We start from the raw sequence: 18,503 nt of genomic DNA, 5'->3' as shown, positions 1-18,503 counted from the left end.
TCAACGAATGTCGATTCCGCCGCCCGATGCAAGGGCGTGCGCGGCGTAACTGGATGAGTACTGCGTGGATGAGTACTGCGTGGACAAGTACTGCAGTGTGGAATGTGGCGTGTGCACATGAAGCAGGCGCTTGTGGCAGCGTGCCGCGAGTGTGCATGCGCACACGAGATTGAGTGTGGCGCCCGCGAAAAAGAGCGCGTGGAAACCCGGGCCAAATCCCCACGAAGTCGTGGCCAGCGCTGCGCCCGCGAGCATGCCCGCGTGGTGCGCGAAGCCGGGGCAACCGGCCTGTGCCGCTCGCCCGATGCGCAGGAGCGTGGGTAGCGTGAGCGCGTCGAGCACGGTGAACGCTGGCGCGGCGAATACGGCCCACGGCGCGAGCGCATCTAGCGTGAGCGCGGCAAGTAACGCGCCGCGCAACGCGAAGAGCGCGAGCAATGCGTAACGATGGTCGATGCGTTCCGCGAGCAGGCCCAGGCTAACCACCGCGCCAAGTGAAATGGCCAATTGCACGAGCGAGAAAGGCCCGGTGCCGCACACGGCGAAGAACTGGAAGCGTGCTAGCACGCCGCTGGAAAGCCCGGCCAGCAGTGCGGGAATGAGCAGGTCAGCACTGCCTCGCAGCGCCGTAGTGAAATCCCGCTGCGCGCATTGAAACGCAATCCTATGAATTTGCCGGCGAGGCCTCATGGACTCTGTACACCGCGTCAGCAAGCTCGGCCATGCCGCCGCGAACATGGCGAGACCCGCCAAAGTGAGCGCGACCGGGATGCCGATCGGCAAAAAGCCTGCGCGCGCCCGCACGGCCGCTGCTGCCATCGCCGACATGGCGAGCACGAGCGAGGTGGCCATCGGCACGGTGGCCCGCGAGACGAAGCGGCGCGTGAGCGCAGCAGGCAGCAAGGTCATGGCAAAGAGTGCCGCGGCGCCTCCCGCGAATGCCGCAGCATTCGCGCCAAAATGCATCGCACCCAGCATGACGCTCGCCGCGAGCGCCGAGGCGCCGCCCGTTACCGCACACCAAACCCATGCGGCGGCGAGAGCATTGCGAGCCTTCGGCGTTACGGAGCGGGACACGCGCGGCGTCATCGCGAACTTACTGCTTGCCGTGACAGCACGAAGGCGAGGTGCCCGCATCGGGCGCACCGTCCTGCACGCTATGGGGATCGCGCCCGCCAGGCAGGTCCATCGCCGGATTGCCGTGGAAGAAGTTGTTCGGCTTGAGCATGAAGCCGGCGTACTCCACGGGCATGACCGGAAAGTCCTCGGGCTTGCACACGTGCGTATGGCCGAAGCTATGCCACAGCACGATGTCCTCGTTTTCCACGTTGCGGTTCGCTTCGATATAGCGCGGCAGGCCGTCGCCGCCCGCATGCTGGTTGGGGTAGTCGCCGCTCGCGTAGCGTTGCGTCGTGTCGTATGGCGTGACCCAGACATGGCGCGTGGCGAAGCCGCCGCGCTGGCGCACCTTCGAATTCGGATCGGCGAGCATCAGCGGAGAATCGTTGATGATGAGCTTGTAGCCGGGATTCGCACCCACGCGGTTTTTCACATTCGGATTCACGACCTTCCAGAAGCGGCCGGTCTGGCCGTTGGCGTTGCGCGCGGCTTCCTGCTCGGTCTTGAGCACGCGCTTCGTGGTGTCGAAGACGTTGCCATAGGGGTTCTCCGCACCCATGGGGCGCGGCACGAACTCGTGCTCGGTCACGGAATTTTTCTCGCCGTCCACCATCATGTGCAGGCGCGCATTGAAAAAATGCTGATGCGTCGGGCCGCCGAGGTTCTCGGTGACCATGCCGCCCCACGGATACGTGTCGCCATCGGCGACAGCCGAGGTCTGGATGATGCCAGTGAGCTTGCACTCGAGCTGGATCGTGCCGTCCTGATAGAAGTACCAGTAGAAGCCGTAGTCGTAATTGCCCACCGTCGCGAAGAACGAGATCACGAGACGGCGCGAGCGGCGCATCTCGAACACGCCGGTGCGGAATTCGTAGTGTTTCCAGAGCGTGCCGTAATCCTCTTCGTGCAGGCACACCGCGTTTTTCATCGTGAAGCTATTGCCGAAGTCGTCGGCGGACGGAATGTCGAAGTAGCGAATCGTGCCGAGGCAGTCGCAACCGAGTTCGAGCTGGTTCGCAAGCTTGCCGAGGCCATACTCGCCCGCATCGAAGGCGCTTTTCCAGTAGTGGTTCGTCGTGGGATCGGAGTAGGGCACGCACATTTCCGTCACGCTCGCGCGGTAGACGATGGGGCGCGGCGCGCTCTTGCCGTCGTCCCAGGCGATCTGGTGCAGCACCAGGCCCTCGCGCGGCGTGAAGCCCACACGGAATGTCCAGTTCTGCCAACTGACCTGCCAGCCGTCGATCGTAAAGCTGGGTCCTTCGGGCTGGCTGATCGAAAGCGGCTTGACCGAGTCGCGCGGCTTGCCGATGCTCGCCGTGTCGTAGTTGTGCTTCGCGCGGGGGATCGGAATGATGCGGCCATCGTCCACGAGTTCGATCACCTTCTGTTCGAGCAGGTCCACCACGGCCACCACGCCTTCGATCGGGTGCGCATAGCCGTTGTCGGTCACGTTCTCGCGGTAATAGCTCACGCAGCGCACGAGGCGGCGGCCGCCCTCGTTGGCGCGATCGAAGGCGCCTGCCGAGAACGGGTCGACCTGCACCCGTTCGAGGTCGTCTTCGGTGAGCCCGCGCTTCTTGACGGCTTCGCGCCATGCGGGGTCGGCCTTCACGATGCGCTCGGCGTTCATGAAGTCTTCGATCATGACCGGCGGCTGACCGAACGGCGCGCTGTGCAGTGCGAGCGCCTTGCGCGATTCCACTTTCTTTTCGCGTAGATCGACCACCAGTTCGAGCGTCTGGTTGCGGGTGCGATCGATGGCGATCGTGAAGGCGCGGCGCGAATAGTAGCTGCCGGGCCGGTACGCTAGCACTTCGGCCTTGGGTGGCTCGTGTAGCTCGGTGACGGGAAAGCGTGCGTGTTCGTCGAGCTGTTCGGCGGCCTTCACAATGTCACAGGCGAGCTGCATTTCGACAAGGCTCAGCGGATCGAGCGGATGCGAGTTCGGATTCGTGTTCATAAGCATTTCGTAAGGATGACGTTGGACCGCAACAGCGCGTGAAGCGCGGCAGACTGGCCCCGTTTCGGGGGGGCGGAGGGCATTGCCGCAATGGCGATGTCGTGACGTCATCGTAGAAACGCCATATTTTTTTCGCGCTTGCAAAACGCGCCAAAGGGACGATAGAGTGCGCCAAAGACAGGGCGAACAAACCCGGGTGCGTACGCTTATGCGCATCATCGGGTGAACGGAGAGAGACATGAAATCAGGGCCTGTCAGCAACGGGTTTCCGATGATTCGCGGCGCTGTGATGGGTCCGATCGTGCGCGCGCTCGATGCAGCAGGCGCCGACTGCGATGCATTGCTGGCAGAGTTCGGCCTGAGCCGCAGGCAACTTTCGGATCCTTATGAAATCCTGCCGCTCGGGCGTTACGTGGGGGCTTTCGAGCGTGCCGCGCAGGTGCTCGACGAGCCGTGGCTCGGCCTGCGTCTCGGCAACGAATTGCAGCTCACCGAACTGGGTCCCGCCGGGCTCGTGTTCATGTCGTCGCCCACGCTGGGGGCGGCCATCCGCAAGTTCACGGATGCACTCGGTTCATGGCAGAGCGGTACGCTCGTCGATCTGGTGCGCGATAACGCATGGCCCATGTGGAGCTATCGCATCGCCGAGGCCCGGATCTGGCCGCGCCGCCAGGACGCCGAATACAGCGTAAGCGCGATGTGCCACATGATTCGCCTCGTGCGCGGCGCGACGTGGGCGCCGGTCGAGATCCATTTCGAGCACGCCGCGCCCGCGGATCTCAAGCCCTATATGCGTATTTTTCGCGTGCCGGTGCGTTTCCAGCAGCCGGCGAGCGGTGTGGTGATTCATCCGCACGATCTCGACGCGCCGCTCAAGAGCGCCGATACGCAACTGGCGCGCATGATGGAGCGCCACGCCACCGACCTCATTTCGCGCGATACGGTGCCGCACGATCTCGTCGACCAGGTGCGCGATCTGGTCACGCGGCGGCTCGCACGCGAAAAACTCGTGGTTGCCGACATTGCGCGGGATCTCGGGCTGTCGAATCGTTCGCTGCAGCGTCATCTGACCGAGGCCGGCACTTCCGTGCGCGAGATCATTCGCGAGGAGCGCCAGCGCAGCGTGGCCGTGCTGCGCGAGCAGGAGGGCATGACCAACGCCGCCGTTGCACGCGCGGTGGGCTATGCGGATGCCACGGTGCTATGGCGCGCGACGCGTAACTGGGGGCGCTCGGAGTAGGTCCGGGTTGCATGGATAAAGGCGCCCAGATTTGAAAATGTAATGTTATTGATGGCGTTCGGAAAGCATTGCGGTTGAAGAAAGCCCGTGAAAATTGATTCGTCATCCAAATTAATTGTTTTGTCGGCAGCCCGCCACGATCGGGGTGCGATCGAGCGGCAAACACGTTAGGTAAAAACCCCCGTACGGGTTGGCGCAATTTATCGAATATTTGGCGCGGTCAGTCAGATCGCGGGAATTTTTAACTGCCTACCATGCGTTCGTGTCGAATCTCGCCATTGAGCACGCGAGATTCGCTTTCACGAGTGCCAGGCGGGCGCGGTTCTTCATCGTGTCGCATGGCGCAATTCAAAAAGACACCACCAGAGGCAACGATGAACGAACCGCAAATACCCGTAGCGCCATCCGGGCTCGTGGGCAGCGCCATGGCAGACGATGCCGTCGCTGCGCCACGCAGTCTGCTCGGCTTGTGGCAGATCGTGTTTCTCGTGATCTCCGCGGCTGCGCCGCTCACCGGCATGCTTGGCGCGGTGCCGCCCGCCATCAGTCTCGGCAATGGCGCGGGCATTCCTGGCGCCTTTGTGATCGCGGGCGCGGTGCTGCTCGTGTTCAGCGTGGGCTTTGCTTCGATGAGCCGGCACATCGTGCGCGCCGGCGCGTTCTACGCGTACATCACGGCGGGCGTCGGCCGGCCGCTCGGCATGGCGGGTGCGCTCGTCGCGCTGCTTTCGTACACCTGCATCCAGATCGCGCTGTACGGGTTGTTCGGTTTCTTTGGCACGGTCGTGCTCGGGCCGCTCCTGCATAGTGCGATGCCGTGGTACGCCTACACGTTCGCGTGCATCGCCGTCGTGCAGGTGACGGGCCTGCGCGGCATCGACCTGAACAGCCGCCTGCTCGGCGTGCTGATGTGCCTTGAAATGGGCATCCTGCTCGTGCTTTCGATCGCCATCGTGATTCACCATGGCGGCCCGAGTGGCCTCACGCTCGCGCCGTTCGCGCCGAAGCAGGTGTTCAGCGGCCATATGGGCATTGCCGTGATGTTCGCGCTGGCGTCGTTTATCGGCTTCGAGGCCACGGCGATCTACGGCAAGGAGTGCCGCGATCCAAAGGTCACGGTGCCGCGCGCGACCTATGTGTCGGTCACGCTGATTCTCGTGTTCTTCGCGTTCGTCACGTGGGCCATCGTGTGCGCCTGGGGCCTGAAGGACGTGGTCGACGCCGCGACGAAGCAGCCCGGCGACTTCTGGTTCATCCAGTCCACGAAGTACCTGGGCGGCGCCATGACCACCACGATGAGCTTGCTTTTGCTGTCCAGCATCTTCGCGAGCCTGCTCTCGTTTCACAACACGATCGTGCGCTACATTCACGCGCTTTCGGTCGAGGGCATCCTGCCTGCGAAGCTCGACCGCCTGCATGCGAAGTACGGCTCGCCGCATCGCGCGAGCTATCTGCAGACGCTTACGGTGGCGCTGCCGGTGGGGCTCTATGTGCTCGCGGGCGCTGATCCGTTCAACACCGTGTTCAGTTGCACGTCGGCGCTCGGTACCATCGGCATCGTGATGCTGCAAGCCGTGACGAGCTTCTCGGTGGTGGCTTACTTTCGCGCCACGAAAAAAGACACACGGGTGTGGCATGCGTTCGTCGCGCCGATACTGGGCGGGCTGGGCTTGTTGTGGATCGGCTTCGTGCTGATCGGCAACCTCGACGCGCTTTCCGGTTCCGATAGTCCCATCGTGCGGGCGTTCCCGTGGATCGTGCTCGCGGTCGCGCTGTTCGGCATTGCGCTCGGCTTCGTGCTCAAGCGCACACGGCCCGACGTCTACGCGCGCTTCGGCCAGTAGCATCCGGCGCGCGCGGCGCGCTCTCTCACCACAAATCCCCAAGACATCGACATGGCAAACCCACTCGTCAGGCGTACGGCGCTGGCGCTGGCTTCGTGCGCTCTCGCCACCTTCATGCAGGGCGCTCGTGCCCAGTCCTCGGTCACGCTTTTCGGCACAGTGGACGCTGGCCTCGTCTATTCGACGAATCAGCAGACCACGCACGCGGATGGCAGCACCGAAGGACATTCGAACTGGCAACTGGGCGGCGGCAACCTCGTGCCGTCGCGCTGGGGCCTGACCGGCAGCGAAGACATCGGCGGTGGCACCGCCGTGAACTTCACACTGGAAAACAGTATCTTCACGCAGAACGGCGCGTTGCTGCAGAGCGGCACGCTCTTTAACCGCAACGCCTGGGTGGGCGTGGCGAACGCGAACTACGGCACGCTCACGCTTGGCCGCCAGTACGATCCGTTCTCCGACAACATGGGCGCCTACGCCTCGAGCAACAACTGGGCGACGCTCTACGGTTCGCACTTCGGCGATGTCGATAACCTCAACGAAGCGTTCAACTTCAACAATTCGATCAAGTACGTGAGCCCGAGCTTCGGCGGCTTGACGGTGGGGGGGCTGTTCAGCTTCGGCGGCGTGGCGGGCAACTTTTCGCAGAACCGTGGCTGGTCGCTCGCTGCGAACTACACGCATGGCCCGCTTTCGCTTTCCGCGGGCTATCTGCAACTGCGCAATCCGCTCCAGGCGGCATTGGGCGGGGAGGACGGATACATCGGCGATTTCAGTTGCGCAAATGCCGATGCTTCGTATTGCGAGTTGCACAATGCGCAGAAGATCGATATTTACGGCGCTGGCGGTTCGTATGCGTTCGATACGGTGACGCTCGCACTGAGCTACACGCATACGCGGCTTTCGCAGAGCCAGTATTTCGCGAGCACAGCGCAGCCACAAGGCGCGGACATCGCGTTCGATATTGCCGAACTCAACACGACGTGGCAATTCTCGCCCGCGCTGCAATTCGGCTTTGCCTATATCTTTAACGACGCGCATCCGGATCAGGGTTCCTCCACGCGCATCCATCAGGTCAACCTGGGCACGGTGTACAACCTCTCGAAGCGCACGGCGCTCTATGCCGTGGTGATCGGCCAGAAGTCATCGGGCGCCGGGCTTGGCATCGATGCCGCCGGCGGTACCCGCAACCTCGCGCAGATTCCGAATCTCGTGAATTCGGACACCGACAAGCAGTTGGCGGTCATCGCGGGCATTCGCCATAACTTCTGAACGGGCGGGGGCAATTCGCGGACAACCGCAGGGGGATCGGCGCTAAAATGGTCCGGTCCGCTTTCTCGCGCGAGTCCTCGCATGAAAGTCGCCCTATTTGTCCCGTGCTTCATCGACGCGTTCTATCCCGAAGTCGGCATCGCCACGCTCGAGTTGCTGGAGCGGCTCGGCTGCGAGGTCGACTATCCACTCGATCAGACCTGTTGCGGTCAGCCCATGGCCAACAGTGGCGCGCAGACCGAGGCGGCTGGCGCAGAGCGCGTGTTCGCGCGCGCCTTCGAAGGGTATGACTTCATCGTGGGGCCATCGGCTAGCTGCGTGAGTCACGTACGCGATCATTTCACCGCCATCGAGCAGACCGACCCGGTGCGGCGCGTGCGCACGAACACCTTCGAACTCGTGGAGTTCCTGCACGACGTGCTGCAAGTGCGCGAATTTCCGTGGGCCGAATTCCCCTGGCGCGTTGGGCTGCACAACAGTTGCAGCGCGCTGCGCCATCTGCACGAAGCATCGATATCGGAAGTGGCCGGCAAGCCCTTTTCGAAGCCGCTTGCGTTGCTGCAAGGCGTGAAGGGCATCGAATTCGTGCAGCCCCAGCGCCCCGACGAATGCTGTGGCTTCGGCGGCACGTTCGCGGTGACCGAGGAAGCGGTGTCCGTGCGCATGGGCCAGGACAAGGTTATCGATCATGTGAGCGCGGGCGCGCAATACATTGTCTCGGGCGACATGTCGTGCCTCATGCATCAGCAAGGCTGCGCGGAGCGCATGCAGTCCGATGTGCGCTTCATTCATATTGCCCAGGTACTCAATGGAGCACGCGAATGAGCGCCTCGAACGATCGCCCGAAGCGGGTCGAGCACGCGAAGCTCGCCGGCGCATTTCTCGCGCGGCCCGAACATGTGGATTTCCACGACAAGCGCCTCTGGGACTTGCGCACGAAGCGCGATGCGCAGGCGCAATCCATTCCCGAATGGGAGGCGCTGCGCGAGCTTGCATCGGCTATCAAGGCGCACACGCTTTCGCATCTGGCCGACTATCTCGACCAGTTCTCGCGCAATGCCGAGGCGAACGGCGTGCAGGTGCACTGGGCCGATACGGCGGGCGAGCACAACGAGACGGTCTTTCGCATCCTGAGCGAGCGCGGCATGACCGCGCTCGTGAAGAGCAAGTCGATGCTCACGGACGAGTGCGAGATGCGCCCGTACCTCGAACAGCGCGGCATCGCCGTGATGGAGACCGACCTTGGCGAGCGCATCCAGCAACTCGATGGCCAGCCGCCGAGCCATATCGTGGTGCCGGCCGTGCACAAGCTGCGCGATGACGTGGCCCAGGTGTTTGGCCGCACGATAGGCACCGACGCGTCGAACAACGACATCCACTATCTCGCGGAGAGCCAGCGCATGAATACGCGCCCGTGGTTCGTGCGCGGGAAGACGGCGGGCATGACCGGCTGCAATTTCGCGGTGGCCGAGACCGGCACCGTGGTGGTCTGCACCAACGAGGGCAACGCCGATCTTTCGGCCAACGTGCCGCCGGTGCATATCGTCTCGATGGGCATCGAGAAGCTGATTCCGCGCGTGTCCGATCTTGGCGTGTTTATCCGCATGCTGTCGCGCAGCGCGCTGGGCTCGCCCATCACCCAATACACCTCGCATTTCCGCGCACCGCGCGAAGGCGCGGAGATGCATTTCATCCTCGTCGACAACGGCCGCAGCGCGCGGCTCGCGATGCCCGACTTCTGGTACTCGCTCAAGTGCATCCGCTGCGGCGCGTGCATGAATACCTGCCCGGTCTACCGGCGCAGCGGCGGCCTCTCGTATGGCAGTACCTATGCGGGGCCGATTGGCGCGATCATCAATCCGACCTTCGATTTGAAGCGCTTTAGCGCGTTGCCGTTCGCCTCCACGCTCAACGGCAGTTGCACCAACGTGTGCCCGGTGAAGATCAACATTCACGAGCAGATCTACCAGTGGCGCGCGGTGATCGCCGCGCAGCACGAGGTGCCGTTCGTGAAGCAGGAAGTGCTCAAGATGGCAGGGCGGTTGCTGGGGAGTCCGAAGATGTATCGCGCGGCGGTGTCGTCGCTCGACGGCGCGCTGCGGCGCTTGCCCAATTTTGTGCTCTACAACCCGCTCAATATCTGGGGCCGGCAGCGCACGCTGCCGCAGGCGCCGTCCACGACGTTTCATGCGTGGTATCGCAAGCATCGCAAGAGCCCTAAAGGTAGCCAGGGAGGCAACAACGGAGGCAACGATGGCAAGCCGTGAAGCGTTCCTCGCGCGCGTGCGCGCGGCGCAGCCCAAAGCGCAGGACTTGCCCGAGGTGCCGTTGTTCGAAGCGCCGCCCGGCGAATTGCGCGCGCGCTTCGGTGCGGCGCTTGCGCTGATGGGGGGCATCGAAGCACAGGCCGATTCGGGCGAGGCCGTGCTTGCGTTGATACGCGAGCGCTTCGGCGCGCAGGCGTCGATCGCGTCGGCGGCGCCCGAGGTACAGGGCACGTTTTCGCTTGACGTGGCCACGCCGCCCGAATCGCTCGAGAACGTCGAGGTGGGCGTCGTGCGCGCGCGCTTCGGCGTTGCGGAAACGGGCTCGGTGTGGCTCTCTGAGCGCGAGTACGGGGTGAACGCGCTTGGCTACCTCGTGCAGCATCTCTACGTGCTGCTCGATCCTGGCGCGCTCGTGGCGGGTCTTCAGGATGCCTACCGGCGCGACGACTTTCGCGGCGCGCGCTATGCGGTGCTGGTGACGGGGCCGTCCGCCACGGCCGATATCGAGGGCGTGCTCATTCGGGGCGCACAAGGCGTGAGGTCGCTGACCCTGGTATGGCTTGCGGCGCACGCTTGACCCATACGATCGACGATGATCATCCACGTTTTACTTCTGAGCGGCTTCTTGCTGGCGAGCATCGCCGTGGTACAGGCCGTGAGCCTGCGTTTCGCGCTTTCCGAATCGGTGCTGCTTGCCGCGTGGGGGTTCGCGCTTGGCGGCATCTATCTCGTGAGCGGCGAGGCCTGGCCGCAACTGGCCGCGAGCGTCTTCACGCCGGCGCTCGCGCCGCGCCTGCCGCCCGAAGCGTATTTATGGATCTTTCTGCCGCTGCTGCTGTTTCAGGCCGCGCTGAGCGTGAACGTGCGCGAGATGCTGGGAGACGCGGCACCCATTCTGCTGCTTGCCGTGGTGGCCGTATTCGTCGCCACCGCAATGGTGGGGGGCGCGATTCGTCTCACCGGGCTCGGCCCGCTCACCGACGGCCTCCTGCTAGGCGCGATGATCGCGACCACAGACCCGTCCGCCGTGCTCGCGGTGTTTCGCCAGGTGGGCGCGCCGGAGCGCCTCGTGCGGCTCGTGGAAGGCGAGAGCCTGCTCAACGACGCGGCCGCCATCGCGATTGCGACCGTGCTGATCGCGGCCATCACCGGCGAGCGCGCCGCCGCAACGGGCACTGCCGCGCTGCATACGCTCGCCATCGAATTGCTCGGCGGCCTCGCCGTGGGCGCGCTGGCCGGGCGCGCGTTCGCGTATCTGCTGCCAGCGCTGGGCGGCGAGGGCAAGGCCGAGATTTCGCTGAGTTTCGCGCTGCCGTATCCGCTTTATCTGTTCGCCGATCAAACGCTGCACGTCTCCGGCGTGGTGTCGGTGGTGGCGGCGGGCCTCGTGATCAGCGGGCTCGGGCGCACGCGGCTTTCGCCCGTGAACTGGCAGCACCTGCAACTGATCTGGGAGCAGGTGGCGGCCATGGCGGGCGCGGCCATCTTCCTGCTCGCGGCCATGCAGATTCCCGCCACGCTGCGCGACGCGCACTGGATCGACCTTGCGGCGCTCGCCGTGGTGGTGGTGACGGCGCTGGTGGCGCGTCTCGTCGTGACGTTCGGCATGTTGCCGCTGCTGAGCCGGCTGAAGCTCACCGAGCCCGTGAGCGCCGCGTACAAGCTCGTGATCGCGTGGGGCGGCCTGCGCGGCGCGGTCACGCTCGTGCTCGCACTCGGCCTCGCGCACAACGAGGCGCTGCCCGACACCACGCGCCGCTTCGTCGCCATTCTGGCCACCGGCTTTGTGCTCGTGAGCCTGATCGTGAACGGCTCGTCGCTCAAGCTGCTGATCAAGCGGCTCAAGGTCGACTTGCTCTCGCCGCAGGAAGAGGCGCTTCAGCAGCAGGCGGTGCTGCTTTCGTCGCTTGGCGTGTCCGAGCAGGTTCACGCGGCGGCGCGCACGTTCCGCATTCCCGAGTCGATCGCCGACGAAGCCTGCAGCACGTTTCGGCGCAGCATCGACCTGAGCGCGACGGCCTTCGACATCGAGGCGGCGCTGTCCGAGCGCGAGCGCCTCGCGATCGGGCTCGTCACGCTGGCGACCAAGGAGCGCGACCTGATTCCGCAGTACGGCAGCGGCATCATCACGATTCGCAATCTCGACGCGATGATGCGCAACACCGATGCAATGATCGAGGCGGCGCGCGAAAGCGGGCGCATCGGCTACCAGCGCGCCGCGGCCAAGATCCTGGCCGATACGCCGGGCCTGCGCGTCGCGCGCTTCGTGGCGCGCTGGCTGCATATCCATCAGCCGTACGCGGATGCGCTCGCCGATCAGTTCGAACTCCTGATGTGCCGCCGCGTGGTGCTGCATCAGTTGCTGGAGTTCGCCGATGCGAGTCTCACGCCGCTATTGGGCGAGCGGCTGGCCAAATTGCTCGGCACGATACTGAGGTTGCGCATCGAAAAGGCCGAACGCGGACTCGACAACGTGCGCCGTTGCTTCGGCGGCAACGGCGCGGATGCACTCGAGCGTCGCATGATGTTGCTTTACGCACTGAGGGAAGGGCGCACGCGCGTGATGGCGATGTACGAAGACCGATCGATCTCTAAGGAGATCTACGATTCGATTCGCCGCGAACTGGACACCGCGTGGAAGCGGGCGGTGCCGCGCGCGCATCCGGACGTGCTGCTCGCGGGCGGGGCGCACGCGCAGGCGGCGCTGGCGCCGGAGGTGCGTGACGCCACCGGTACCACCGAAAGCGCCGGGACTACCGAAAGCGCCGACGCCACCGAAAGCGCGGGCACCACCGAAAGCACCGCGAACGATACAAACGGCGCGCGGCGAGGCGAGGCGCCATGACCGAGATCGAGACTGCGCTGCTGGTGTTCGTGCTGCTGGTGGGCGGCACGGGGCTCGGCGTGCTGCTGCGGCCGCTGCTGCCCGAAGAGCATCGCAAGCACGAGACAGTGCAGCTCGTGCAACTGGTGCTCGGCATGCTCGTGACATTCGCGGCACTGGTGCTGAGCCTGCTCACGACGTCGGCGAAGAGCAGCTACGACAACGCGACCAACGACATGCGCACCTACGCGGCGGACCTGATCCAGCTCGACGGGGGCCTGCGCGACTTCGGCTCGAGCGCCGAGGGCGCGCGCGCCGCGCTGCGCCGGTACACGGCGGCGGCTATTGCCTCCACCTGGCTGCAGGAAAAGCCGCCGCCCGGCGACGACTATCCGCATGTGCCGGGCGCGAACAACGACGAGTTCGAAAGCGTGGAGCTAGGCGCGATGCTCGATTCGGTCGGCCACCAGATTGGCAGCTTCGAGCCGCACGGGCGCTATCAGGCCGCGCTCGCGGCACGCCTGACCGACCTGTTCGGCCGTGTGCGCGACACGCGCTGGCGGCTGATCGAGGAGGCGCACGGCAACCTCTCGCGGCCGTTCGTCGCGATGCTCACGCTATGGCTCGTGCTGATTTTTCTAATGTTCGGGCTGATCACTCCGCACAACTCGCTCGCCCTCGTGATGATCGCGCTGGGGGCGGTGTCGATCTCGTCGTCGGTGTATGTGATCGTCGATCTGGATACGCCGTTCACAGGGCAGATCGTGATCCCGAGCGATTCCATGCGCGATGCGCTGTCCCATATGAATAGCCCGCTGAAACTGCAGGCTCCGCAAGTGTCGCAGACGCAGTGAACGGGTTGCAGTGTCGATGCCTTTGCGCGAAGTCTCGCGCGGCATCGTTTCGCCTCGCGCCATGCCATGCGCTAGACTCGTTCACCGGTTCGAGCATGGAAAAGGAGGTGCCGATGTTGCGCAAGACTCTCAACGCGTCGCGGCTGCAGGAAGAAGTGAAGCGCCGGATCCACCGGCTCCAGGAAGTCGTGGATGACGGCGTGAAGATCGGCGTGCCGCGCCCGCAGCCACAGACGCCCGATCGCACGGGCTGCAACTGGACGATGCGCAATTTCGGCAACGCGGCGGGGTTCGAGGCGAGCATCGCCGGCGTGCTCGCGCAGGTGCAAGCGGAGTACAACCTTGCTGCACAGGAGGGGGAGGAGAGCGAGGCCGCGCGCGCGCCAGCAGAGGATCCGTTCGGCGGCGCGCATGCGCGCGCGAAGGTCGATCCGTTCGGTGACCCCTCAGGTGACCGCTCAGGCAACCAGGGGCCCGCGCCGACAGCGAATCCGTTCGCCGGCGCGCAGCCGGCGGGGTCTTCGAAGGCGGGCGCCGATCCGTTCGGCGGTCCTTCGTCGCCTGACGACAGCGCCAGCGAGCCGCCGCCCAAGCGCCCGGCGAACCCGTTCGGCGGCGACTGACGCCGCCTTTTACGCGGCTTCGCCGATCAGCTCTCTTCCGCTGCCTTGCGCGGGCGGCGGGCGCGCGCCGGGGTCTTCTTCGCCGCTTTGGCTTTCTTGCTGGCGGGTTCGGCGTTGGCACTTGCTTCGGGCGCGGGCGGCTCCGTCACGTCGCGCGGCGGCTCGGCGTGAGCTTCCTGCGCGGAGGGCTTGGAAGCCTTCTTGCGAGCCGTGCTCTTGCGTGATGCGGTTTTGCGCGCGCGCCGTGGTGCCTCGGGCACTTGATGTTCCCCGGCGGCCGGTGTTTCGGCCGCCGCGTGCTCGCGCGCGCCGTGGTGCGGCTGCCCGAAGAGCGGCATGTCGCCCGCGTGCCGCTCTTCGTGGCGAACCTGTTCATGCACCTCGCGCGATTGCGTCGATGCGGTTTCGGTGAAGAGGTCGCCGTTCGACATCGCTGCACTGGCCTCGGCCCCGCGCGTTTGCTCGAATTCGAACGACACATGCGTTTCGGCTGATTCCTGCGCGTCGCGGGTTTCGTTGATTTCGTTCGCTTCGCGTGCCTGCTCGGGCCCGTTCTCGCTTGCAGCCCCCGCGCCGCGTCCGCCGCGCCGGCCCTTGCGGCGCGAGCGCGTCGAATCTTCCGTGCGCTCTGCGCGCTCTGCGCGCTCCGCGCGCGGCGGTGCGGCGTCCTCCGCCGGGCTCGCGGCTGCGGCACTCGCCGGCTGGCTCGTGCGCGTCACATAGGTGCCGGATTTCTCGTCGCGGCCCACCTCCAGCAGGCCGCGCACCTGTGCTTCTTCGAGCAGGTTGCCGAACGCCCGGAAGCCGTAGCGCGCCTCGTTGAAGTCGGGGCGGCGCCGCTTGATGGCGCTCTTGAGCACCGACGCCCAGATCTTGCCGCTGTCGCCGCGCTCATAGCCGAGCGCGTCGAGCGTCTCGACCACCAGCATGATCGCCTTGGACTTGCGCTCTTCGCCGCGTTCCTCACCGCGCTCGTCCGCGCCCTCGGCAGCGTTGCGCCGCTCATCGCCGGACTGGCGTTTCGCGTTCGCGCCGCCTTCGCCGCGTGCCTTGGCGCGCTCCTTTTGCTCGCGCGCGAGTTCGCGCACCAGGTCGTCGTAGAAGATGAACTCATCGCAGTTCGCGACGAGCAGGTCGGAGGTGGAATGCTTCACGCCCACGCCGATCACCTTCTTGGCGTTCTCGCGCAGCTTCGAGACCAGCGGCGAAAAGTCGGAGTCGCCGCTCACGATCACGAAGGTGTCCACGTGCGACTTCGTATAGCAGAGATCGAGCGCGTCCACGACGAGCCGGATATCGGCGGAATTCTTGCCCGACTGGCGCACGTGCGGAATTTCGATGAGCTCGAAGCTCGCCTCATGCATCGACGCCTTGAAGCCCTTGTAGCGGTCCCAGTCGCAATAGGCCTTCTTCACGACGATGCTGCCTTTGAGCAAGAGCCGCTCGAGCACGGGCTTGATATCGAACCGGTCGATCTTCGCGTCGCGCACGCCGAGCGCGACGTTCTCGAAGTCGCAGAACACCGCCATGCTGACGTTTTCCTGGGGGGAGGCCATGTGATTCGTTCGTTCCATCTACTGTTCGAACGCACATGATAGCCCCTCGCCGCGACGCGGGCTGAAAACACCGGCATCGCGCGAGCATAACGGCGAGCGCATGCCGTTCATCTCCGGCATGTGCTGGACAACCCAGCCCGTGGTGTGGGCGGACATGGTTCATTTGGACGATGCACGGCCTTGGGCAGGCGATCAGCATGGCTTGTCACGCGTTCGTCACGGTGTCTGCCTAACCTTGCGCGGCTCCGGAGGGCCCGCACGAGCGGTACGGAGCGCATGACCATAAAAAATCGACCCGGCATCCCACAATAACTCGACAAAACAGAGGACTTCCATGGCTATACGTTTCAGGGGCAAGCTTTGGGCGTTTTACGCGTCCATCCTTGCTGCACTTGGCGCGGCGCTCTTCGTGAGCGCTTGCGGCTCTTCGCAATCGGCCGTGACCGGACAGCAGCAAATCCGTCACGTGTTCGTCATCACGCTCGAAAACGAGAACTACGCGACCACCTTCGGCTCCAGCACGAAGGCGCCTTATCTGGCCCAGACGCTGGCTTCGCAAGGCGCAGTCGTGCAGAACTACTACGGCACGGGCCACGTGAGCCTCGACAATTACATCTCCATGCTGAGCGGTCAGGCGCCGACGCCGCAAACGGATAACGACTGCACGACTTACGAGGACTACAACCTGACCGGGATGACCTCCGACGGCCAGGCAATCGGCACGGGTTGTGTGTTTCCGGCGAGCGTCAAAACGCTGCCCGATCAGTTGAAGGCGGCCGGCTTCACGTGGAAGGGCTACGAAGAGGACATGGGCAATGACCCGGCGCGCGAAGCCGCCACCTGCGGTCACCCGGCGCTGAACACCGCGGATCTCACGCAGCGTGCGCAGGCGCCGAGCGCGGCCGTGCCGCTGGGCGACCAATACGCGACGCGCCACAATCCGTTCATGTACTTTCACTCGATCATCGACTCGCCCGACTGCGGCACGAACGTCGTGAATCTGGAGAAGCTGCAGGCCGACCTCCAGTCGGTCGCGACCACGGCCAACTTCAACTTCATCACGCCGAACCTGTGCAACGACGGTCATGATTCGCCGTGCGTGAACGGCCAGCCCGGCGGCTTGACGAGCGCGAACGCGTTCCTCGAAAAGTGGGTGCCCATTATTACTTCGTCGGCGGCGTTCAAACAGGACGGACTCCTGATCATCAATTTCGACGAGAGCAGCTACGCGACCCAGACGCTGGACACGAGCAAGAGCCCGGCCACGCTGACGCTGACCTATGCGGGCAGCACTTGCTGCAGCCAGTCGCCTGGGCCGAATCTCGCCGCGTTCCCGCAGTCGCAGGCATACGGCACGGTTCCGGCCAGCGCGATTCCGGGGCTGCCGGCGTCGCTCGGCAACATCTCGCTCGTCATGGCGAAGTCGAACTTCGGCGGCGACCAGACCGGCGCGGTGATGATCTCGAAGTTCATCAAGCCGGGCACGGTCTCGACGGTGGCGTACAACCACTATTCGATGCTCAAGAGCATCGAGGACATCTTCGGCCTCACCCACCTCGGCTATGCGGGGCAGGCAGGGCTTGCGGGCTTCGGCAACGATATCTTCACGAACCTGTAAGCGTATGAAAGCTTGTTTGACGAGCGCGACCGCTGCCACCGTAGTTGCAGCGGTGGCGGCCACAGTGGTGCTGGGTTTGGGCAAGGGCGTGGCCCATGCACAGGCGCAGCGCATTCCGGCTCAGGCGGTGGCGGCTAGCTCGCCGGCCACCCCGGCGGCCACGGCAAAGCCCGTTGTCTATAGCGACGCTGGCGCGCTCGGCAAGCTGCTGTTCCATGACCCGGCGCTATCCGCGTCGGGTCGCATGTCGTGCGCGACCTGCCACAGCCCCGCGCACGCCTACGGGCCGCCGAACGGTCTCGCCGCGCAACTCGGCGGCGCCGATCTGCGCACGCAAGGCACGCGCGCCGTGCCGACGCTGCGCTACGTGCTCGACCGCACGCCAGTCTGGACGCACGCGCAGGCAGCCAGCTTCAGCGAACGCTTCGAGGACGACAATGCGCCTTCGGGCGGCTTCGGCTGGGATGGCCGCTTCAACCGCCTGAGCGAGCAGGCTACGTTTCCGCTATTCAACCCCGGCGAGATGGCGAATCGCGACGCCGCTTCGGTCGTGGCGAAGCTCGCGCGCGCGCCGTACGCGGCGCGCTTCAGGCAGGTCTACGGAGACACCGTGTTCGATTCCCCGCAGGTGGCGCTGCGCCAGGCGATGGCGGCCATCGAGCGTTACGAACTCGAAGCGCCCGACTTCCACCCGTACACGAGCAAGTTCGACTATTACCTCGACGGCAAGGCGCAACTCACCGCGAGCGAGCGGCGCGGCAAGCAGCTCTTCGACGACCCGAACGGTGGCAATTGCGCGTCGTGCCATATCGACCAGCCCGGCGCGAACGGCGCGCATCCGCTCTTCACCGATTTCCAGTTCGAGGCGCTCGGCGTGCCGCGCAACCCCGAACTGCGCGTCAATCGCGATCCCGCGTACCACGACGAGGGGCTATGCGGGCCGCTGCGCCACGATCTATCGGCGGACCCGACCCTGTGCGGCCTCTTCAAGACGCCCACGCTGCGCAACGTGGCCACGCGCCAGGTGTTCTTTCATAACGGGCGCTTTCATACGCTGCGCGACGCGCTGCGCTTCTACGTCGAGCGCGACACGAACCCGGAGAAGTGGTATCCGCGCGATCGTCAGGGTCAGGTCGTGAAGTTCGACGATTTGCCGCCGGACTTGCGCCGCAACGTCGACACCACCGATGCGCCGCTGACCGGCAAACTGGGCGGCAAGCCGGTCTGGAACGCGCACGACATCGACGACGTAATCGCCTTCCTGAAGACGCTGGACGACGGTTACCGGCCATGAGTTTCGAGGCGTCCGGTTCGCGCTGACCG

Annotated in this window: 13 protein-coding genes and 1 pseudogene; 11 read left to right on the top strand and 3 right to left on the bottom strand. The window is 65.0% G+C overall.

Features of this window, described 5'->3' with window-relative positions; genetic code table 11:
• Positions 1 to 1,077: a hypothetical protein gene (locus HV773_RS21005; protein WP_129562337.1), complete on the bottom strand. Its 1,077-nt coding sequence runs from the start codon at positions 1,075 to 1,077 to the stop codon at positions 1 to 3.
• Positions 1,078 to 1,096: 19 nt separating this feature from the next.
• Positions 1,097 to 3,082: a primary-amine oxidase gene (locus HV773_RS21000; RefSeq protein ID WP_129562336.1), complete on the bottom strand. Its 1,986-nt coding sequence runs from the start codon at positions 3,080 to 3,082 to the stop codon at positions 1,097 to 1,099.
• A gap of 238 nt (positions 3,083 to 3,320) precedes the next feature.
• Here HV773_RS21000 and HV773_RS20995 point away from each other — a divergent pair, with 238 nt between their 5' ends.
• The 9 genes and pseudogenes from HV773_RS20995 to HV773_RS20955 form a co-directional block, all read left to right on the top strand.
• On the top strand, positions 3,321 to 4,322 hold the full coding sequence (locus HV773_RS20995; RefSeq protein WP_129562335.1) for an AraC family transcriptional regulator: 1,002 nt from the start codon (positions 3,321 to 3,323) through the stop codon (positions 4,320 to 4,322).
• A 374-nt stretch (positions 4,323 to 4,696) separates the two neighbouring features.
• Positions 4,697 to 6,166: an APC family permease gene (locus HV773_RS20990; protein WP_129562334.1), complete on the top strand. Its 1,470-nt coding sequence runs from the start codon at positions 4,697 to 4,699 to the stop codon at positions 6,164 to 6,166.
• 51 nt (positions 6,167 to 6,217) lie between these two features.
• On the top strand, positions 6,218 to 7,438 hold the full coding sequence (locus tag HV773_RS20985; RefSeq protein ID WP_129562333.1) for a porin: 1,221 nt from the start codon (positions 6,218 to 6,220) through the stop codon (positions 7,436 to 7,438).
• An 81-nt stretch (positions 7,439 to 7,519) separates the two neighbouring features.
• A complete protein-coding gene (locus tag HV773_RS20980; protein WP_129562332.1) occupies positions 7,520 to 8,263 on the top strand; it encodes a (Fe-S)-binding protein in 744 nt (247 codons plus the stop codon).
• Positions 8,260 to 9,705 (top strand): lactate utilization protein B, encoded by a 1,446-nt coding sequence (locus tag HV773_RS20975; protein WP_129562331.1) that lies wholly within the window; start codon positions 8,260 to 8,262, stop codon positions 9,703 to 9,705. The genes HV773_RS20980 and HV773_RS20975 overlap by 4 nt, the downstream gene beginning before the upstream one ends.
• On the top strand, positions 9,692 to 10,282 hold the full coding sequence (locus HV773_RS20970; protein ID WP_129562330.1) for a LutC/YkgG family protein: 591 nt from the start codon (positions 9,692 to 9,694) through the stop codon (positions 10,280 to 10,282). Before HV773_RS20975 ends, HV773_RS20970 begins: the two co-directional genes overlap by 14 nt.
• 15 nt (positions 10,283 to 10,297) lie before the next feature.
• The gene (locus HV773_RS20965; RefSeq protein WP_129562329.1) at positions 10,298 to 12,550 is read left to right on the top strand and encodes a cation:proton antiporter; all 2,253 of its coding nucleotides are present in this window, start codon (positions 10,298 to 10,300) and stop codon (positions 12,548 to 12,550) included.
• Entirely contained in the window at positions 12,547 to 13,383 is an 837-nt protein-coding gene (locus tag HV773_RS20960; protein ID WP_129562328.1) for a bestrophin-like domain, read from the top strand. Before HV773_RS20965 ends, HV773_RS20960 begins: the two co-directional genes overlap by 4 nt.
• 113 nt (positions 13,384 to 13,496) lie before the next feature.
• Positions 13,497 to 13,736 (top strand): annotated as a pseudogene (locus HV773_RS20955) (hypothetical protein); the annotation flags it as partial.
• 296 nt (positions 13,737 to 14,032) lie between these two features.
• Here the strand turns inward: HV773_RS20955 and HV773_RS20950 are convergent.
• Positions 14,033 to 15,562, bottom strand: coding sequence for an NYN domain-containing protein (locus tag HV773_RS20950; protein ID WP_129562327.1), 1,530 nt, complete (start codon positions 15,560 to 15,562; stop codon positions 14,033 to 14,035).
• 334 nt (positions 15,563 to 15,896) lie between these two features.
• Here HV773_RS20950 and HV773_RS20945 point away from each other — a divergent pair, with 334 nt between their 5' ends.
• Complete coding sequence (locus tag HV773_RS20945) at positions 15,897 to 17,180, top strand: alkaline phosphatase family protein (RefSeq protein ID WP_129562326.1); 1,284 nt, start codon at positions 15,897 to 15,899, stop codon at positions 17,178 to 17,180.
• Between the two features lie 4 nt (positions 17,181 to 17,184).
• Complete coding sequence (locus HV773_RS20940; protein WP_129562325.1) at positions 17,185 to 18,474, top strand: cytochrome-c peroxidase; 1,290 nt, start codon at positions 17,185 to 17,187, stop codon at positions 18,472 to 18,474.
• The last annotated feature ends 29 nt before the right edge of the window (positions 18,475 to 18,503 follow it).

It is taken from the genome of Paraburkholderia caffeinitolerans (assembly GCF_902859945.1).
GTDB lineage: Bacteria > Pseudomonadota > Gammaproteobacteria > Burkholderiales > Burkholderiaceae > Paraburkholderia > Paraburkholderia caffeinitolerans.
The sequence above is the reverse complement of the archived record's forward strand: the minus strand, read 5'-3'. Positions and strand labels throughout refer to the sequence as shown.

Excerpts from the sequence above, each read along its gene's own strand:
- HV773_RS21000 (WP_129562336.1), bottom strand. The coding sequence starts at position 3,082 with ATGAACACGAATCCGAACTCGCATCCGCTCGATCCGCTGAGCCTTGTC.
- HV773_RS20970 (WP_129562330.1), top strand. The coding sequence starts at position 9,692 with ATGGCAAGCCGTGAAGCGTTCCTCGCGCGCGTGCGCGCGGCGCAGCCC.
- HV773_RS20980 (WP_129562332.1), top strand. The coding sequence starts at position 7,520 with ATGAAAGTCGCCCTATTTGTCCCGTGCTTCATCGACGCGTTCTATCCC.
- HV773_RS20945 (WP_129562326.1), top strand. The coding sequence starts at position 15,897 with ATGGCTATACGTTTCAGGGGCAAGCTTTGGGCGTTTTACGCGTCCATC.
- HV773_RS20960 (WP_129562328.1), top strand. The coding sequence starts at position 12,547 with ATGACCGAGATCGAGACTGCGCTGCTGGTGTTCGTGCTGCTGGTGGGC.
- HV773_RS20965 (WP_129562329.1), top strand. The coding sequence starts at position 10,298 with ATGATCATCCACGTTTTACTTCTGAGCGGCTTCTTGCTGGCGAGCATC.
- HV773_RS20950 (WP_129562327.1), bottom strand. The coding sequence starts at position 15,562 with ATGGCCTCCCCCCAGGAAAACGTCAGCATGGCGGTGTTCTGCGACTTC.
- HV773_RS20990 (WP_129562334.1), top strand. The coding sequence starts at position 4,697 with ATGAACGAACCGCAAATACCCGTAGCGCCATCCGGGCTCGTGGGCAGC.
- HV773_RS20975 (WP_129562331.1), top strand. The coding sequence starts at position 8,260 with ATGAGCGCCTCGAACGATCGCCCGAAGCGGGTCGAGCACGCGAAGCTC.
- HV773_RS20995 (WP_129562335.1), top strand. The coding sequence starts at position 3,321 with ATGAAATCAGGGCCTGTCAGCAACGGGTTTCCGATGATTCGCGGCGCT.
- HV773_RS20940 (WP_129562325.1), top strand. The coding sequence starts at position 17,185 with ATGAAAGCTTGTTTGACGAGCGCGACCGCTGCCACCGTAGTTGCAGCG.
- HV773_RS20985 (WP_129562333.1), top strand. The coding sequence starts at position 6,218 with ATGGCAAACCCACTCGTCAGGCGTACGGCGCTGGCGCTGGCTTCGTGC.